Origin of the sequence: Streptomyces puniciscabiei (assembly GCF_006715785.1) — a bacterium.
In the GTDB taxonomy this organism is placed as follows: domain Bacteria; phylum Actinomycetota; class Actinomycetes; order Streptomycetales; family Streptomycetaceae; genus Streptomyces; species Streptomyces puniciscabiei.
Genome location: NZ_VFNX01000001.1, coordinates 3,819,404 through 3,834,979 on the forward strand (window position 1 = coordinate 3,819,404; position 15,576 = coordinate 3,834,979).

At 72.6% G+C, this 15,576-nt stretch carries 16 protein-coding genes; 8 read left to right on the forward strand and 8 right to left on the reverse strand.

What is annotated here, in order from left to right; genetic code table 11:
- Positions 1 to 15: 15 nt before the first annotated feature.
- The 6 genes from FB563_RS17710 to FB563_RS17735 form a co-directional block, all read right to left on the reverse strand.
- Positions 16 to 1,176: a serine hydrolase domain-containing protein gene (locus tag FB563_RS17710; protein WP_055704280.1), complete on the reverse strand. Its 1,161-nt coding sequence runs from the start codon at positions 1,174 to 1,176 to the stop codon at positions 16 to 18.
- 75 nt (positions 1,177 to 1,251) lie between these two features.
- Positions 1,252 to 1,698 (reverse strand): organic hydroperoxide resistance protein, encoded by a 447-nt coding sequence (locus tag FB563_RS17715; RefSeq protein ID WP_055704281.1) that lies wholly within the window; start codon positions 1,696 to 1,698, stop codon positions 1,252 to 1,254.
- 126 nt (positions 1,699 to 1,824) lie between these two features.
- Complete coding sequence (locus FB563_RS17720) at positions 1,825 to 2,289, reverse strand: MarR family winged helix-turn-helix transcriptional regulator (protein WP_055704282.1); 465 nt, start codon at positions 2,287 to 2,289, stop codon at positions 1,825 to 1,827.
- Positions 2,286 to 3,044: an energy-coupling factor ABC transporter ATP-binding protein gene (locus tag FB563_RS17725; protein ID WP_055704283.1), complete on the reverse strand. Its 759-nt coding sequence runs from the start codon at positions 3,042 to 3,044 to the stop codon at positions 2,286 to 2,288. Before FB563_RS17725 ends, FB563_RS17720 begins: the two co-directional genes overlap by 4 nt.
- Positions 3,032 to 3,793 (reverse strand): cobalt ECF transporter T component CbiQ, encoded by a 762-nt coding sequence (gene cbiQ, locus FB563_RS17730; protein ID WP_055704284.1) that lies wholly within the window; start codon positions 3,791 to 3,793, stop codon positions 3,032 to 3,034. Before cbiQ ends, FB563_RS17725 begins: the two co-directional genes overlap by 13 nt.
- A 1-nt stretch (position 3,794) precedes the next feature.
- Positions 3,795 to 4,850 (reverse strand): energy-coupling factor ABC transporter permease, encoded by a 1,056-nt coding sequence (locus tag FB563_RS17735; protein ID WP_055704285.1) that lies wholly within the window; start codon positions 4,848 to 4,850, stop codon positions 3,795 to 3,797.
- Positions 4,851 to 5,023: 173 nt separating this feature from the next.
- Here FB563_RS17735 and FB563_RS17740 point away from each other — a divergent pair, with 173 nt between their 5' ends.
- Positions 5,024 to 5,362 (forward strand): SsgA family sporulation/cell division regulator, encoded by a 339-nt coding sequence (locus tag FB563_RS17740; RefSeq protein WP_055704286.1) that lies wholly within the window; start codon positions 5,024 to 5,026, stop codon positions 5,360 to 5,362.
- 22 nt (positions 5,363 to 5,384) lie between these two features.
- Here the strand turns inward: FB563_RS17740 and FB563_RS17745 are convergent, their stop codons facing one another.
- A complete protein-coding gene (locus tag FB563_RS17745) occupies positions 5,385 to 7,055 on the reverse strand; it encodes a penicillin-binding transpeptidase domain-containing protein (RefSeq protein WP_055704287.1) in 1,671 nt (556 codons plus the stop codon).
- 279 nt (positions 7,056 to 7,334) lie between these two features.
- Here FB563_RS17745 and FB563_RS17750 point away from each other — a divergent pair, with 279 nt between their 5' ends.
- The gene (locus tag FB563_RS17750; RefSeq protein WP_142218778.1) at positions 7,335 to 7,571 is read left to right on the forward strand and encodes a hypothetical protein; all 237 of its coding nucleotides are present in this window, start codon (positions 7,335 to 7,337) and stop codon (positions 7,569 to 7,571) included.
- Positions 7,572 to 7,640: 69 nt separating this feature from the next.
- On the opposite strand, the gene FB563_RS17755 is transcribed toward FB563_RS17750, so the two are convergent.
- Complete coding sequence (locus tag FB563_RS17755; RefSeq protein WP_055704293.1) at positions 7,641 to 9,389, reverse strand: dolichyl-phosphate-mannose--protein mannosyltransferase; 1,749 nt, start codon at positions 9,387 to 9,389, stop codon at positions 7,641 to 7,643.
- Between the two features lie 154 nt (positions 9,390 to 9,543).
- Here FB563_RS17755 and rsmI point away from each other — a divergent pair, with 154 nt between their 5' ends.
- The 6 genes from rsmI to FB563_RS17785 all read left to right on the forward strand — a co-directional run bounded on the left by rsmI (position 9,544) and on the right by FB563_RS17785 (position 15,574).
- The gene (gene rsmI, locus FB563_RS17760) at positions 9,544 to 10,392 is read left to right on the forward strand and encodes a 16S rRNA (cytidine(1402)-2'-O)-methyltransferase (protein ID WP_055704289.1); all 849 of its coding nucleotides are present in this window, start codon (positions 9,544 to 9,546) and stop codon (positions 10,390 to 10,392) included.
- 259 nt (positions 10,393 to 10,651) lie between these two features.
- Positions 10,652 to 11,053 (forward strand): hypothetical protein, encoded by a 402-nt coding sequence (locus FB563_RS17765; protein ID WP_055704290.1) that lies wholly within the window; start codon positions 10,652 to 10,654, stop codon positions 11,051 to 11,053.
- A gap of 47 nt (positions 11,054 to 11,100) precedes the next feature.
- The gene (locus FB563_RS17770) at positions 11,101 to 11,997 is read left to right on the forward strand and encodes a TatD family hydrolase (protein WP_055704291.1); all 897 of its coding nucleotides are present in this window, start codon (positions 11,101 to 11,103) and stop codon (positions 11,995 to 11,997) included.
- A 135-nt stretch (positions 11,998 to 12,132) separates the two neighbouring features.
- Positions 12,133 to 13,578: a resuscitation-promoting factor gene (locus FB563_RS17775; protein ID WP_142218779.1), complete on the forward strand. Its 1,446-nt coding sequence runs from the start codon at positions 12,133 to 12,135 to the stop codon at positions 13,576 to 13,578.
- Positions 13,579 to 13,814: 236 nt separating this feature from the next.
- Positions 13,815 to 14,684: a 16S rRNA (adenine(1518)-N(6)/adenine(1519)-N(6))-dimethyltransferase RsmA gene (gene rsmA / locus FB563_RS17780; RefSeq protein WP_055709421.1), complete on the forward strand. Its 870-nt coding sequence runs from the start codon at positions 13,815 to 13,817 to the stop codon at positions 14,682 to 14,684.
- The gene (locus FB563_RS17785; protein ID WP_055709420.1) at positions 14,681 to 15,574 is read left to right on the forward strand and encodes a 4-(cytidine 5'-diphospho)-2-C-methyl-D-erythritol kinase; all 894 of its coding nucleotides are present in this window, start codon (positions 14,681 to 14,683) and stop codon (positions 15,572 to 15,574) included. The genes rsmA and FB563_RS17785 overlap by 4 nt, the downstream gene beginning before the upstream one ends.
- The last annotated feature ends 2 nt before the right edge of the window (positions 15,575 to 15,576 follow it).

A 15,576-nucleotide genomic window follows, 5' to 3' on the forward strand; every position in this document is an offset into this window, starting at 1 on the left:
CCGTGCGTACCCCGCCTAGGCGAGTGCCGTGCGTACCGCCCGTACCAGCGCCTGCGCCCTCGGGTCCGCTGTCACACTCTTCCTGAAGCCGTTGGTGACATAGCCGAAGGCGATACCGGTCTCCGGGTCGGCGAAGGCGAGGGCGCCGCCCCGGCCCGGGTGGCCGAAGGAGGCGGGGGAGAGCAGCGGGGACGCCGCGCCGTGCAGCATGTGGCCGAGGCCGAACCGGGTGCCCACCACCAGCACCCGGTCCGGTCCGGCGGACTGCTCGGCGCGGGCGAGTTCCCTCGTCTCGGGGGTGAACAGCCGGCAGCCGCCGTCCACCGCGCCGATGAGCGAGGCGTAGAAGCGGGCCAGCCCGTCGGCGGTGGCGATGCCGTTGGAGGCGGGCAGGGCCGCCGCGCGGTAGGCGGGGTCGTTCTCGTCGGGCAGCGGGGTGATCGCGGCGAAGGCGCGCCGGGTCAGCGAGTCCGGGTCGGCGTAGGCCTCGGCCACCGCGCGCTTGGGGCGGGTCTTCAGGCCGCCCACGGCCTCGGGCGCCTCGAGAGGGCCGACGCGGCCCACGCGCGCGTGCTCGGACTCCGGCAGGCCGAGCCACAGGTCCGCGCCGACGGGACGCGCGATCTCCTCCGCGATCCACACGCCGGCCGGGCGGCCGGTGATCCGCCGGATCAGTTCGCCGGTGAGCCAGCTGTAGGTCTGGGCGTGGTAGCCGTGGTCCGTGCCGGGCTCCCACACCGGCGCCTGCGCGGCGACGGCCGCGGCGCCCAGGTCGGGGTCGGCGGCCTCGGCGGGGGTCAGCGGGCGGTCCAGCACGGGCACGCCCGCGCGGTGCGCGAGCAGGTGCCGGACCAGGGTGTGCTCCTTGCCGGCCGCCTTGTACTCGGGCCAGTACGCGCCGACCGGGGCGTCCAGGTCCAGCTCGCCGCGCTGGTGCAGCAGCAGGAGCGCGGCGGCGGCGACGCCCTTGGTGGCGGACCGCACGATCTGCGCGGTGCCGGGCTCCCAGGGAGCCGTACCGTCCACGTCCCTGGTGCCGGCCCACAGGTCGACGACCTTGTGCCCGTCGCGGTACACGGCCACGGCCGCGCCGCGCTCGCCGAGCAGCGCGAAGTTCGCTGCGAACGCCTCCCTGACCGGCTCGAAGCCCTCGGCCACTGTGCCGTGCACGTCCACGTCCGCTCGTTCCCTTCGGCTCGCCTTCGACAATGGGTCCAACAGCCACTGTCCGCCTGGGATTCCTTGGTGGCGCTACCCGAGGAGAATCGTTACGTCGATGTTGCCGCGCGTGGCGTTGGAGTACGGGCAGACCTCGTGCGCCGCGTCCACCAGCCGGGCCGCCACGTCCGGGTCCAGTACCGGCAGGGAGACGCTGAGGGCGACCGCGAGGCCGTAGCCGCGGTGCCGGTTCGGGCCGATGCCGACCTTGGCGGCCACCGTGGAGCCGGTCAGGTCGTAGCCCGCGCGGTTGCCGACGAGGATCAGCGCGTTGTGGAAGCAGGAGCTGTAGCCGGCCGCGAAGAGCTGTTCCGGGTTGGTCCCGTTGCCGTCGCCGCCCAGCTCCGGAGGCATCGCGACCCTCAGCTGGATCTGGCCGTCCTGGCTGGTGACATAGCCGTCGCGGCCGCCGTGGGCGGTGGCCTCGGCGACGTACATGATCTTCGTCGGACGGGTGTCGACAGCGGTGTCCTCGGTCATGGCCGGCCTCCCCCGGAAAAAGTGGCGCACAAGTACATCGTGCACAAGGTACTGTCCGGTACGTCAGCAGACGGCACCAGGGGGTGGCAACCGGGGGTAACGGGAGATCGGCGCGCCGGAACCGGATCAGTGCCGGTCGGCCGCCGCGTCGGCGCGCTCGGTGAGATGCCACAGTGCCTCGCGCAACCGCGCGACCTCCTGCGCGCCGAGACCCGTCGTGGTGAGCAGCGCGCCGGGTATGCGCGCCGCGCGCTCCTTGAGTTCCTCTCCGCGCCCCGTGCACGCGACGAGCACCGAGCGCTCGTCGCCGGCCGCCCGCTCCCTGCGCACCAGACCCGCCCCCTCCAGCCGCTTCAGCAACGGCGAGACGGTCCCGTAGTCCAGACGCAGGGCGCCTGCCAGCTCCTTCACGCTGGTCTCGCCTCGCTCCCACAGCACCAGCAGCACCAGGTACTGCGGGTAGGTGAGCCCGAGGTCGTCCAGCAGCGGACGGTACGCGGCGGTCACGGCCCGCTGTGCCGCGTACAGCGCGAAGCACAGCTGGTCGTCCAGCAGCAGCGACCCCTCGGGGGCGCGGTCCTCGTTCGTCACGCGCCCATTGTCACGGACTTCGGGTCGAAGCCGAACGGCAGCTCCAGCCGGTGCGTGCGCATCAGCTCCTCGTCGGAGAGCAGCGTGCCGGTCGGGCCGTCGGCCGCGATGACGCCGTCGCCGAGGATCAGGGAGCGCGGGCACAGCTCCAGGGCGTACGGGAGGTCGTGGGTGACCATGAGGACCGTGACGTCCAGGGAGCGCAGGATGTCGGCGAGTTCGCGGCGGGCGGCCGGGTCGAGGTTGGACGACGGCTCGTCGAGGACGAGGATCTCCGGCTCCATGGCGAGCACGGTGGCCAGGGCCACGCGCCGGCGCTGACCGAAAGACAGGTGGTGCGGCGGGCGGTCGGCGAGGTCCCGCATGCCGACCCGCTCCAGGGCGGTGTGCACCCGTTCCTCCAGCGCCGCGCCCTTGATCCCGGCCGCGGCCGGGCCGAACGCGACGTCCTCGCGCACCGTCGGCATGAACAACTGGTCGTCCGGATCCTGGAAGACGATGCCGACCTTCTGCCGGATCGCGGCCATGTGCCGCTTGCCGACGGGCAGTCCGGCCACCGTCACGGTGCCGGTGCCGCCGCCCAGGATGCCGTTCAGGTGCAGCACCAGGGTGGTCTTGCCGGCGCCGTTCGGGCCGAGCAGCGCCACTCGTTCCCCGCGGGCGATGGTGAAGTCGACGCCGAACAGGGCCTGGTGGCCGTCGGGGTAGGCGAAGGCCAGTCCGGCCACTTCCAGCGAAGGTGTCACAGAACCCATCCCCACAGACAGACGACGAGGGCGGCGCAGGGGAGCGTGAGTGCGCGCCGCCACTGCGCGCCGGAGGCGGTCACCTCGTCGATGACGGGCATCGACCCGGCGTACCCGCGGCTCACCATGGCCAGGTGCACGCGCTCCCCGCGTTCGTAGGAGCGGATGAAGAGCGCGCCGGCGGACTTGGCGAGCACGCCCCAGTGCCGGACGCCCTTCGCCTCGAAGCCGCGCGACTCGCGGGCGATCCGCATGCGGCGCATCTCGTCGGTGATGAGGTCCCCGTAGCGGATCATGAAGGAGGCGATCTGCACGAGCAGCGGCGGCAGTCCCAACCGCTGCAGACCCGGCAGCAGGTGGCGCAGCTCGGTGGTGGCGGCCAGCAGCACGGAGGCGGCGACGCCGAGCGTGCCCTTGGCGAGCACGTTCCAGGCGCCCCACAGCCCGTTCACGCCGAGCGGGAGGCCGAGGACGTGCACCCGCTCGCCCTCCGCCACGAACGGCATGAGCACCGCGAACGCCACGAACGGCACCTCGATCAGCAGCCGCCTGAGCAGGAAACGTGCGGGCACGCGCGCGTGGTGCGCGACGAACGCGAGCAGGACGGCGTACGCCGCGAACGCCCCCATCGCCTCGCGCGGGGTCGACACGACGACCACCACGAACAGGAAGGCGGCGGCGAGCTTGGTGTGCGGCGGCAGGCCGTGCACGGGCGAGTGCCCGTGCCGGTAGAGCCTGTGCAGATGTCCGGCGCCCATGTCAGCCGCCCGTGTGGGCCGCGGAGACGTCGTCGGTACGGCGCCTGCGCACGGCCCGGAACACCGCGCTGCCCGCCACGACCGTGACACCGACGCCGATCACGCCCGCGAGACCGCCGGACAGGCGGGCGTTCGAGACGTCCCTGACGCCGTAGTCGGCGAGCGGGGAGCCGGCGGCGGCGTGCCTCCGCTCCGCCCTGTCGATCCCCTTGTCGTGCGCGACCTTCTCCAGCCCGTCGGGGTTCGAGGAGGCGTAGAAGCTCACGAAACCGGCCAGCACCAGCGAGGTGACCAGACCCGTCATCCACAGCGCCCGCCGGGAGGTGCGCGCCGCCACAGGCGCCGTGGGCGCCCCTGTGAGCGCCGGAGCGTCCACCAGCGCGCCGTTCACACGCAACTTGAGCCGCTGTCGCAGGCCGTGCGCGCCGTACACGAGATCCGGGCGCACGGCCATCACCGCGCTCACCGTGAGAGCCGTGATGACGGCCTCCCCCACGCCGATCAGCAGGTGCACGCCGACCATCGCGGTCGCGACCTTGCCGATGGACACGTCGGTGGTGCCGCCGATCGCATACAGGAGTGTGAAGACGACGGCGGCGGCCGGCACGGACACCAGAGCGGCGACGAAGGAGGCCACGGTCACCGAGCGCCGCCTGCGGGGCAGGACGGCGAGCAGCGCGCGGAAGACGGCGTACGACACGGCCGTCGTGGTGATCGCCATGTCGGTGACGTTCACGCCGAGCGCGGTGAGCCCGCCGTCCGCGAACAGCACGCCCTGCATGAGCAGCACCACGGACACGCAGAGCACACCCGTGTACGGGCCGACCAGGATCGCGGCGAGCGCTCCGCCCAGCAGATGGCCGCTTGTTCCGGCCGCGACGGGGAAGTTGAGCATCTGTACGGCGAAGATGAACGCCGCCACCAGACCGGCCAGCGGAGCGGTGCGCTCGTCGAGTTCCCGGCGGGCGCCGCGCAGGCTCACCGCGAGGGCGCCGGCGGCGGCCGCTCCGGTGACGGCGGAGGTGGGGGCGTCGATGAATCCGTCAGGTACATGCACCTGGTGATTTTAATATGTTGTTGCCAACCCTTTGCAAGAGAGACAAGGTCTCGCCGCTCGCCCCGCCGCTCGTCGGCGCGCTCGAAAATGCGTGAATCGGAAAATATGGGACATTAGGGATGAGGCGGATACACAGGTTTCTCAGAGGTCACCCGGCGTGAAAGGGCGGTCCGATGTCTGTAGTCGAACAGTACGCACGCGCCCACATCGTCACGGACGAGGAGGATCCGGGGGCCGTACCCGTAGTGCTGCGCTACGACCCCGACTCCGATCCACGGTCGGTCCGGGTGGGCCTGCCCGGACCGCACGAGTGGACGTTCTCGCGCACGCTGCTCGAACGGGGCCTGCGGGCGCCGGCCGAGAGCGGCGCGGTCCGGGTGTGGCCGTGCGGACGCGTTCAGGCCGTCGTCGAGTTCCACTCCGACAACGGTGTCGAGGTGGTCCAGTTCGAGTCGAAGACGCTGGTGAGATTTCTGCGCCGGACCTACACGGCGGAGCCGGTACGGGCCTGATCAGCCGCCCGTCGCGAACTGATCAGCCGCCCGTCTTCAGCAGGGCCGCCACGATCGGCCCGGCCGTGTCACCGCCGTGACCGCCCGCCTGGACCACGCCCGCGGCGGCGAGATCGCCCTTGAAAGCGGTGAACCAGCCGTTCGGCTTCTTCTGTCCGTCGACCTCCGCGGAGCCCGTCTTGGCGCCGTAGTCGCCGCTCATCCCTGCCATCGCCTTGGCCGCCGTGCCGTAGTCCGCCGTGAACCGCATGACGTCCTTCAGCTGGGACTGCGTCGTCGCGGACATGGTGCGCGCGGCCTTCGCCAGCGTCCGGTGGTCCACGTCGGGGGACACCAGGTACGGCTGGCGGAAGACGCCCGACTCCACCGTGGCCGCCACCGACGCCATGTTCAGCGGGTTCATGCGCACCCCGCCCTGCCCGATCAGTGAGGCACCCATCTGCGCGCCGCTCTGCACGGGGACGGAGCCGTCGAAGGACGGGACGCCGATGGCCCAGTTGTCCATGGAGAGGCCGTAGACCTGCTGGGCCTCCTTCGTCAGGTCGCTGTCCGACAGCTTCGGCGCGAAGTCGATGAAGGCGTTGTTGCAGGAGGCGCCGAAGCTCTGCTTGAACGTGCCCTTCTTGATCTCGGAGTCGCCGTCGTTGTGGAACGTCCAGCCGGCCAGCTTGTACGTCTTGGGGCAGGGGTGCGAGGCGTCCGGGGTGATGAGCTTCTTCTCGAACAGCATGGTCGACGTCACGATCTTCATCGTGGAGCCGGGCGCGAGGGAGCCCTGGAAGCCGACGTTGAAGCCGTGCTCGCTGTTGGCCACCGCGAGGATCTCGCCGGTCGAGGGCCGTACGACGACCACGGAGGCCTTCGCCCGCTTGCCGACCTGCTGCTCGGCCGCCGCCTGGAAGGTGGGGCTCAGCGTCGTTCGCACCGTGCCCGGCGTGCCCTTGCTCAGCTCCACCAGCGTCTTGTCGGACAGCCCGGCCTTCTGCGAGGCCTTGCCGCGCACCACGCGCAGCTCCACGCCCGCCTTGCCGCCCGCGGTCTTGCCGTACTTCTCCCGCAGCCCGTCCAGCACCGGCCCGAGCGAGGGGTACTTGGCGGCGGTCAGCTCGCCGCCGTGGCGGTCCAGCGCCTTGACCGGCGGGGTTCCGGACTCGCCGGTGACGAGGGTGTCCCCGTCCCTCAGGTCCGGGTGGACGACCGAGGCGTGCCAGTCGACCAGCGGCTTGCCGTCGCTCGCCCGCCGCACCACGGTGAAGGAACTGCCGTACACCAGCGGCTTGCTGAGGTCCCGGTAGGCGACCGTCGCCTTGACGGAGAACGGCACCTTGGCGCCCGTCGGCGTGCCGGCGGTGAGCGTGACGTCCTTCAGGTGGGCGTCCTTGGCGTAGCCGGTCAGCAACTGGGCGGCGGCGGAGGCGTCGTCGGTGGCGGCGGCCGCCTCACCGACCCTGCCCTGCTGCCACGCGGTGAGGAAGCGGGTGGAGGCCGTGCGGATCTCGGCGGCGCTGAGCGGGCCGGTCCTGACGGCCTTGTGGTCGGTGGTGGGGGACGTCCGCTCGTCGGCGGCGGCACCGCCGCCGGTCAGCGTGTAGACGGCGAACCCGGCGCCGCCGACGACCAGGGCGATCACCCCGCCGACCACGGCGGGCGCGGTTGTTCTCCGTCGCTCGGCGACGCGCCTTCTGTTGCCCACAGCCTCAGTTCCTCCGTGCCTTCCCCAGGATCCCGTAGCCCGCACACTCCTCAACGACGGCACTCACCTTAAGGTCCCTGCCTCAGCGGGCGATCCCGGCGGCACATCCGTAGCACGCTTGCGACAATCGTCCCGGCCCACGCGCGGCCCACGCGCCCCCGGCACGCACGCGTGGCGGCCGTGCGCCCCGCGCCGGCGTCCACGGCCATCGGGTAGCGGCAGGTTCGCAGATGGCACGGATCTTGGGCGCAGATCATCCCATCGTGGTACCAGTTGGACATGTCTGATGGACGGCGGACGACCGGGTGGTTGCAGTCCCCGGAGGCACGCCGTTGGGTGAGGTTCGGTTCGGCGGTGCTCGGCTTCGGCGGCGCCGCGGTCGTCGTGCACCTCTGGCTGGGACAGTCATGGCGCGATGTCCTGCTGATGGCCGCTTCGCTGGCTTTCGTGTGGGTGGTCGTTCGAGAGGCCCTGGAGGGCAGGCGCGGTGGGCGGACCGGGCGGCGGGACCGTTGAAGGCCGGCCGTGGAAAGGGTTCCGCTTGAAGCTCGCTTTGCGGATGCCGGCAGAACGCCAAGGGTCCGGTCAGACCCAGGTGTCCAGCCACATCCGCGACCGCCAGGAGTCGATCGGGATCGCCGTGCCCGTGTACAGGGGCCAGAAGTAGATGAAGTTCCAGGCGATCAGCAGGACCAGCACGCCCGCCGCCGACGCGCCGATCACGCGGCGGGTGTCGGAGGAGCCCGGTGGGCCGATGATCGCGCCGATCATCATGGCCACCGCCAGGCACAGGAACGGCAGGAAGACGACGGCGTAGAAGAGGAAGATCGTCCGCTCCTGGTACAGGAACCAGGGGAGGTAGCCCGCCGCGATGCCGCACGCGATGGCACCGGCGCGCCAGTCGCGGCGCAGCGCCCACCGCCACAGCACGTACAGGATCGCGAAGCAGGCCGCCCACCACAGCAGCGGCGTGCCGATGGCCAGCACCTCACGGGCGCACTTCTCGCCCGCGTTCGCCGGGCAGCCGTCGGCGCCGGGGTTCGGGGACTCGTAGAAGTACGACACCGGACGGCCCAGCACGATCCAGCTCCACGGGTTGGACTGGTAGGTGTGCGGGGAGGTCAGGCCGACGTGGAACTTGTACACCTCGTGCTCGTAGTGCCACAGGCTGCGCAGCCAGTCCGGCAGGAAGGTCCAGCTGCCGCCCCTGCCGTCGGTGGCCGCCCAGTTGCGGAAGTAGCCGCCGGTGCCGTCCGTCGGGGAGAGGATCCAGCCGAGCCAGGAGAGCAGGTAGACGGCGATCGCCACCGGGACCGTCGCCAGGAAGGCGATGCCCGTGTCGTACTTCACGGCCGCCGCGTACGGGTGCCGGGCGCCGGCCGTCTTCCGGGCGCCGACGTCCCACAGCACCGCCATCACACAGAACGCGACCAGGATGTACAGGCCGTTCCACTTGGTGCCGATGGCCAGGCCCAGCATCAGCCCGGCCGCCCAGCGCCAGGGGCGCAGGCCGAAGCGGAACGCGTCGGCGACGTGCTCGTCCGGGCGGACCCGGCCGTCGGCGTCCACGGGCAGGGCCGCGGCCAGCCGTTGCCGTGACCGGTCCCGGTCGACGACCAGACAGCCGAACGCGGCCACCACGAAGAACATCAGCACGCCGTCGAGCAGCGAGGTCCGGCTCATCACGAAGTGCAGGCCGTCCACCGCCATGAGCGCGCCCGCCAGGCAGCCGAGGAACGTCGAGCGGAAGACGCGGCGGCCGATACGGCACAGCAGGAGGACGGAGAGCGTCCCCAGCAGCGCCGTCATGAACCGCCAGCCGAACGGGTCGAACCCGAAGACCAGTTCGCCGAGCCCGATGACGTACTTGCCGACCGGCGGGTGCACGACGTACGCCGCGTCCGTCGGGATCGTGAGGTGCCCGTGCGTCTGCAGCACCAGGTCGTTGGCGTTCTTGTCCCAGTTGACCTCGAACCCGCGGTGGACGAGCGCCCAGGCGTCCTTGGCGTAGTACGTCTCGTCGAATATCACCGCGCGCGGGCTGCCCAGGTTCCAGAACCGCATCAGGCCCGCCATCAGCGTCACCAGCAGCGGCCCGCCCCAGCCCGACCAGCGGGTGATCCGCTCGGCGAGGACCGGCGGCACGCCGAGCACCTGCCACAGCCGGGGGCTCGGCTCGGCGTACGGGGGCACCAGCCGGTCGCGTACGTCGCCCGAGGGCGCGTCCTTCGCCGGTACGTATCCGAATCGGCGCAGCCGCTGCTGCCACGACGGCCGCTGGTCGTGCGGCGCCTGGCCCTGCCGGAGGTCCATGGAGGACGCGGTACTGGTCACCCGCGCCATGGTAGGGAACCGTGCTGTGCGAGTCCCGTGCATGTGGGGTACCGGTCGCGACACGGTCGTCCCGCCGGGCCCGGAGGGCCGGCCGTCCGCGGTGCTCGTCGGCACGTCGGACGGGCTGTCAGTGGTTCCTGCGAGGATGGGGAGCGTGACTGGAACCCTTGTCCTCGCAGGCACCCCCATCGGCGACATCGCGGACGCGCCGCCCCGGCTGGCGGAGGAGCTCGCCGGCGCCGACGTGGTCGCCGCCGAGGACACCCGGCGGCTGCGCCGGCTCACCCAGGCCCTCGGCGTCACACCCAAGGGCCGCGTCGTGTCGTACTTCGAGGGCAACGAGTCCGCGCGTACGCCGGAGCTGGTCGAGGAACTGCTCGGCGGCGCGCGCGTGCTGCTCGTGACCGACGCCGGGATGCCGTCCGTCTCCGACCCGGGCTACCGGCTGGTCGCGGCCGCGGTCGAGAAGGACATCCGGGTCACCGCCGTACCGGGGCCGTCCGCCGTGCTCACCGCGCTCGCGCTGTCCGGGCTGCCCGTGGACCGCTTCTGCTTCGAGGGCTTCCTGCCCCGCAAGGCCGGCGAGCGCCTGTCCCGGCTGAAGGAGGTCGCGGCCGAGCGGCGCACCCTGGTCTACTTCGAGGCCCCGCACCGGCTCGACGACACCCTCGCCGCCATGGCCGAGGTCTTCGGCGCGGACCGGCGGGCCGCCGTGTGCCGGGAGCTGACCAAGACGTACGAGGAGGTACGGCGCGGCCCGCTGGCCGAGCTGGCGGAATGGGCCGCGGAAGGCGTCCGGGGGGAGATCACCGTGGTGGTCGAGGGGGCGCCGCAGGCCGCACCGGAGGAACTCGGCGCGGAGGAGCTCGTACGGCGGGTACGCGCGCGTGAGGAGGCGGGGGAGCGGCGCAAGGAGGCCATCGCCGCGGTGGCCGTGGAGGCGGGGCTGCCGAAGAGAGTGGTCTTCGATGCCGTTGTGGCCGCGAAGCGTTCGGGTGACTGACGGGTCTCCTCCCGGTCCTCCCAGCCTTCATACCCCCTCTGAGCAGGGCTGTTCTCGGGTGAGCGAGCGGGCCATGGGACGGCAAAGGGCTGTCGCCGATGGCAAAGGGAAACGGGGCCGACCGGGGCCTTTTCGGCAAGGAAGACTCAAATCGCCTCCAACACTCGACAGCCCTCGTGCGTTCGGCCTGGTGAAGGCGTCCACTGGTTGAAGAGCGCCCCGTTGCGGGGCGCTCGTCCAGCGGAACAGAGGAGCTGGCATGAGCGAGATCGCAGGGCAGACCGGCCTCCGTGGCACGCCTTCAGCCGTCGTTCACGAGTCGTACTCGTTCGCCTGCATGCGATGCGGGCACGGCTGGGAGCAGTCGTACGAGATAGAGCACCACACGGACGCCGACGGGCACGAGTTCGTGCTGTACGTGGCCGACGGCCGGGTCGTGCCGTCGCCGCTGAGCCGGCCCAGCTGCCTCAACTGCGACGGTCACGTCGTGCGGATCATGCGCGCCGGGCAGGTCTCGTCGGTGCGGGGCACCGCCGAGCGGCACCACGCCGTGCCGCAGGCCGGCCCGGTCGAGGCGCCCCAGGTGCCCACGGAGCCCGGCGAACCGCACCACTGGCACCTGTCCGATCTCCTGCACGCGTTCCAGCGCAAGGCCGGCTGAGCGGAACGCCGGCCGGTGCGGGCATGCCCCTTTCGTAGGATCGGGGCATGCCTTCGAACGCCGGCCAGACCTCCAAGGGCGACAAGAACGCCGCACCGCCGCTTCCGCCGCCGCTGCGGGTTCCGGTCGCCGACTCGCACACCCACCTCGACATGCAGTCCGGCACGGTCGAGGAGGGCCTCGCGAAGGCCGCGTCGGTGGGGGTGACGACCGTCGTCCAGGTCGGCTGCGACCTCAAGGGCTCGCGCTGGGCCGCCGAGACCGCCGCCGCCCACGACAGCGTCCACGCCACCGTCGCCCTTCACCCCAACGAGGCCCCGCGCATCGTCCACGGCGACCCCGACGGCTGGTCCCGGCAGGGCGCCCGTGAGCCGGGCGGCGACGCGGCGCTGGACGAGGCCCTCGCCGAGATCGACCGGCTCGCCGGGCTGCCCCAGGTGAAGGGCGTCGGCGAGACGGGGCTGGACCACTTCCGCACCGGCCCGGAGGGCAAGGCGGCCCAGGAGCGGTCCTTCCGCGCCCACATCGAGATCGCCAAACGGCACGGCAAGGCGCTCGTCATCCACGACCGCGACGCGCACGCCGACGTGCTGCGCGTGCTGAAGGAGGAGGGCGCCCCCGAGCGGACCGTCTTCCACTGCTACTCCGGCGACGCCGAGATGGCGGAGATCTGCGCCCGCGAGGGCTACTTCATGTCCTTCGCCGGCAACGTCACCTTCAAGAACGCCCAGAACCTGCGGGACGCGCTCGCCGTCGCCCCCCTGGAGCTGGTCCTGGTGGAGACCGACGCGCCGTTCCTGACCCCGGCGCCGTACCGGGGGCGCCCCAACGCGCCGTATCTGATCCCCGTCACGGTGCGCGCGATGGCCGTCGTGCGCGGCATCGACGAGGACGCGCTGGCCACGGCTCTCGCCGCCAACACCGCCCGCGCCTTCGGCTACTGAGTCTCCTGTTCGAGCGCTGGGCGCACGCTCGACGGGCAACAGTGCGTAGTCGCGTCGCTTTGGAGAGTGACGGTCGCTCCGCTAGGTTCTGGGGGCCCGATCCGGACCCCTCTGGCACCTCTGGAGCGTGTCGGCGTGAGCAAGTCGCAGTACGAGACGTCCGAGACCTACGAGCCGTATCCGCCCTACGGCCCGGACCCCTCCGTGCACACGGCGGAGACCCTGGCGTACGGGCTGTACCCGGACACCTACCGGCCCGCCTACGAGGCCCAGGCCTACTTCGTCACCGAACCGGTGCTGCCCCGGCAGGGCGGGAGCGGCCTGCCGCAGCCGGGGGACCCGGAACACGACAGGAGAGCGCAGGACGCCGGGGGCATGCCGGGTGACGTCGGCACGCCGGACGGAGAAGGGGCGTGCGTGGCCGAGGCGGCCGCCGTTGGGGGCGGGCGGGCCGCGCGCCGCCGCAGGGTGCGCTGCGCCGAGCGCCCGGAATCCGCGGTGCGCCGCCTGCTGCCCCAGGCGCTGGTCGTGGCCTTCCTCGCCGGCGGCACCACCGCGTTCGTCGCCAAGGACAAGGCGATCGAGCTGAGCGTCGACGGCAAGCCGCGCACCCTGCACACCTTCGCCGACGACGTGCACGAGCTGCTGGCCGAGGAGGGCGTGCACGTCGGGGCGCACGACGCGGTCGCACCCGCCCCGGGCGCGGAGATCGCCAGCGGAGACACGGTCGCCGTGCGCTACGGGCGCCCGGTCCGGCTCACCCTGGACGGCCGGCAGCACGAGGTGTGGACGACGGCGCACACGGTGGAAGGCGCGCTGCACGAGCTGGGGGTGCGCGCGGAGGGCGCGTACCTGTCCACCTCGCGCTCCCAGCCCATCGGCCGCGCCGGGCTCACGCTCGACGTACGCACCGAGCGCGCCGTCACGATCATGGCCGACGGCCGGACCCGGACCATCCGCACCAACGCGGCCACCGTCCGCGAGGCCGTCGAGGAGGCCGGGATCGGGCTGCACGGCCAGGACACCACCTCCGTCCCGCTCGACAGCTTCCCCCGGGACGGGCAGACGGTGACCGTGCTCCGGGTCAGCGGCACCCGGGAGGTCCGCGAGGAGCAGATCCCGTTCCGGACCGAGCGCACCGAGGACCCCACCCTCTTCGCCGGCGCCGAGGTCGTCGTACAGCCCGGGCAGCCCGGACTGCGGCGCGACACCTATCTGCTGCGGATCGTCAACGGGGTCCGGGAGAAGCCGCGCCGGGAGGCGTCCGAGGTGGTGCGCAAACCGCGCAAGCAGATCGTGAAGGTGGGCACCAAGCCGCGGCCGCGCTCCGTGGCCGGCGCCGACCATCTGAACTGGCACGGCCTCGCCGCCTGCGAGTCCGGCGGCCGCCCGCACGCGGTCGACCCCTCCGGGACGTTCGGCGGGCTCTACCAGTTCGACCTCGGCACCTGGCACGCCCTCGGCGGCACGGGGCGTCCCCAGGACGCGCCGGCGGAGGAACAGACCTTCCGCGCGAAGAAGCTGTACACGCGCCGCGGGTCGACGCCGTGGCCGCACTGCGGGTCGCGGTTGCACGGGTGACGTGGGGAGGGCTTGGGTGCGGGGATGCGCCGTCGGGGTCGTGCCGGATGCCGGGTGCGGGGATTCGCCGTTGGGCGCGTGTCGGATGCCGGGTGCGGGTCGTTCGTGGCTGGTCGCGCAGTTCCCCGCGCCCCTTCGGGGCGCTCCGCCGGCGCGGGTGAGCGGTCCCACCCCCGCCCAGCCCTCGCGCCGGGCACCTGGCGAGTCGGCCCGCCTCGCCCCCGTACCCTTGTCCCGTGAGCAGCCCCACTCCCGACGCCCTCCTCGGCCCCGCAGACATCCGTGAGCTCGCGGCAGCGCTCGGTGTCCGGCCGACCAAGCAGCGCGGTCAGAACTTCGTGATCGACGCCAACACGGTCCGCCGTATCGTCCGCACCGCCGAGGTCCGCCCCGACGACGTGGTCGTGGAGGTCGGCCCGGGGCTCGGCTCCCTCACGCTGGCGCTGCTGGAGGTCGCCGACCGGGTCACCGCCGTCGAGATCGACGACGTGCTCGCCGCGGCCCTGCCCGCGACCGTCGGGGCGCGCATGCCGGCGCGCGCCGACCGGTTCGCGCTGGTCCACTCCGACGCGATGCACGTCACCGAACTGCCCGGCCCTGCGCCGACGGCGCTGGTGGCGAACCTGCCCTACAACGTCGCCGTACCCGTGCTGCTGCACATGCTCGACACCTTCCCGAGCATCGAGCGCACGCTCGTCATGGTGCAGTCGGAGGTCGCCGACCGGCTGGCCGCCGCACCCGGCTCGAAGGTGTACGGCGTGCCGTCGGTGAAGGCCAACTGGTACGCCGAGGTGAAGCGGGCCGGGGCCATCGGCCGCAACGTCTTCTGGCCCGCGCCGAACGTCGACAGCGGGCTGGTCTCGCTGGTGCGGCGGGCGGAGCCGATTCTGACGACCGCCGCCAAGGCCGAGGTCTTCGCCGTCGTCGACGCGGCCTTCGCACAGCGCCGCAAGACCCTGCGGGCGGCACTGGCCGGCTGGGCCGGATCCGCGGCGGCCGCCGAGGCCGCCCTGGTCGCGGCCGGTGTCTCGCCCCAGGCGCGCGGCGAGTCGCTGACGGTGGAGGAGTTCGCGCGGATCGCGGAAAGCAGGGAGGCGGGCGCGTGAGCGTCACGGTACGGGTACCGGCCAAGGTCAATGTCCAGCTCGCGGTCGGCGCGGCCCGCCCCGACGGGTTCCACGACCTCGCCAACGTCTTCCTCGCGGTCGGCCTGTACGACGAGGTCACGGTCACCGAGGCCGACGAGCTCCGCGTGACCTGCGAGGGGCCGGACGCCGGCCAGGTCCCCCTGGACCGCACCAACCTCGCCGCCCGCGCGGCCCTCGTCCTCGCCGAGCGGCGGGGCATCGAACCGAACGTGCACATCCACATCGCCAAGGACATCCCGGTCGCCGGCGGCATGGCGGGCGGCAGCGCGGACGGCGCGGGCGCGCTGCTCGCGTGCGACAGGCTGTGGGGTACGGGCGCCCCGCGCGCCGAGCTCCTCGCGATCTGCGCGGAGCTGGGCAGCGATGTGCCGTTCAGCCTGGTGGGCGGCGCGGCCCTCGGGGTCGGGCGCGGCGAGCGGCTGACCGCCCTGGAGGTCGGCGGCACCTTCCACTGGGTGTTCGCGCTGGCCGAGCGGGGCCTGTCCACTCCCGCGGTCTTCCGCGAGTTCGACCGGCTGGCCGAGGGGCGGGAGATCCCCGAGCCGGTGGCTTCGGCGGAGCTGCTCCAGGCGCTGGCGAAGGGGGACGTGGAGGCGCTGGCGGCGGCGGTCTCCAATGATCTCCAGCCTGCCGCTCTGTCCCTGTTCCCGGAGCTGGCGGAGACGCTGGCGGCGGGGCGGGGGGCGGGTGCGCTCGCCGTGTTGGTGTCCGGTTCCGGGCCCACGACGGCGTTCCTCGCGCGGGATGCGGAGTCGGCGGAGAAGGTGGCGGCGGCGCTGCGGGCGTCCGGTACCTGCCGCAGCGTACGGACGGCGGCAGGGCCGGTGGCGGGGGCGACGGTTCTCTAGGG

Bases quoted from the DNA above. Each gene is read 5' to 3' on its own strand.
- FB563_RS17725 (WP_055704283.1), bottom strand. From the start codon at position 3,044: ATGGGTTCTGTGACACCTTCGCTGGAAGTGGCCGGACTGGCCTTCGCC.
- cbiQ (WP_055704284.1), bottom strand. From the start codon at position 3,793: ATGGGCGCCGGACATCTGCACAGGCTCTACCGGCACGGGCACTCGCCC.
- FB563_RS17770 (WP_055704291.1), top strand. From the start codon at position 11,101: ATGCCTTCGAACGCCGGCCAGACCTCCAAGGGCGACAAGAACGCCGCA.
- FB563_RS17765 (WP_055704290.1), top strand. From the start codon at position 10,652: ATGAGCGAGATCGCAGGGCAGACCGGCCTCCGTGGCACGCCTTCAGCC.
- FB563_RS17750 (WP_142218778.1), top strand. From the start codon at position 7,335: ATGTCTGATGGACGGCGGACGACCGGGTGGTTGCAGTCCCCGGAGGCA.
- FB563_RS17715 (WP_055704281.1), bottom strand. From the start codon at position 1,698: ATGACCGAGGACACCGCTGTCGACACCCGTCCGACGAAGATCATGTAC.
- FB563_RS17740 (WP_055704286.1), top strand. From the start codon at position 5,024: ATGTCTGTAGTCGAACAGTACGCACGCGCCCACATCGTCACGGACGAG.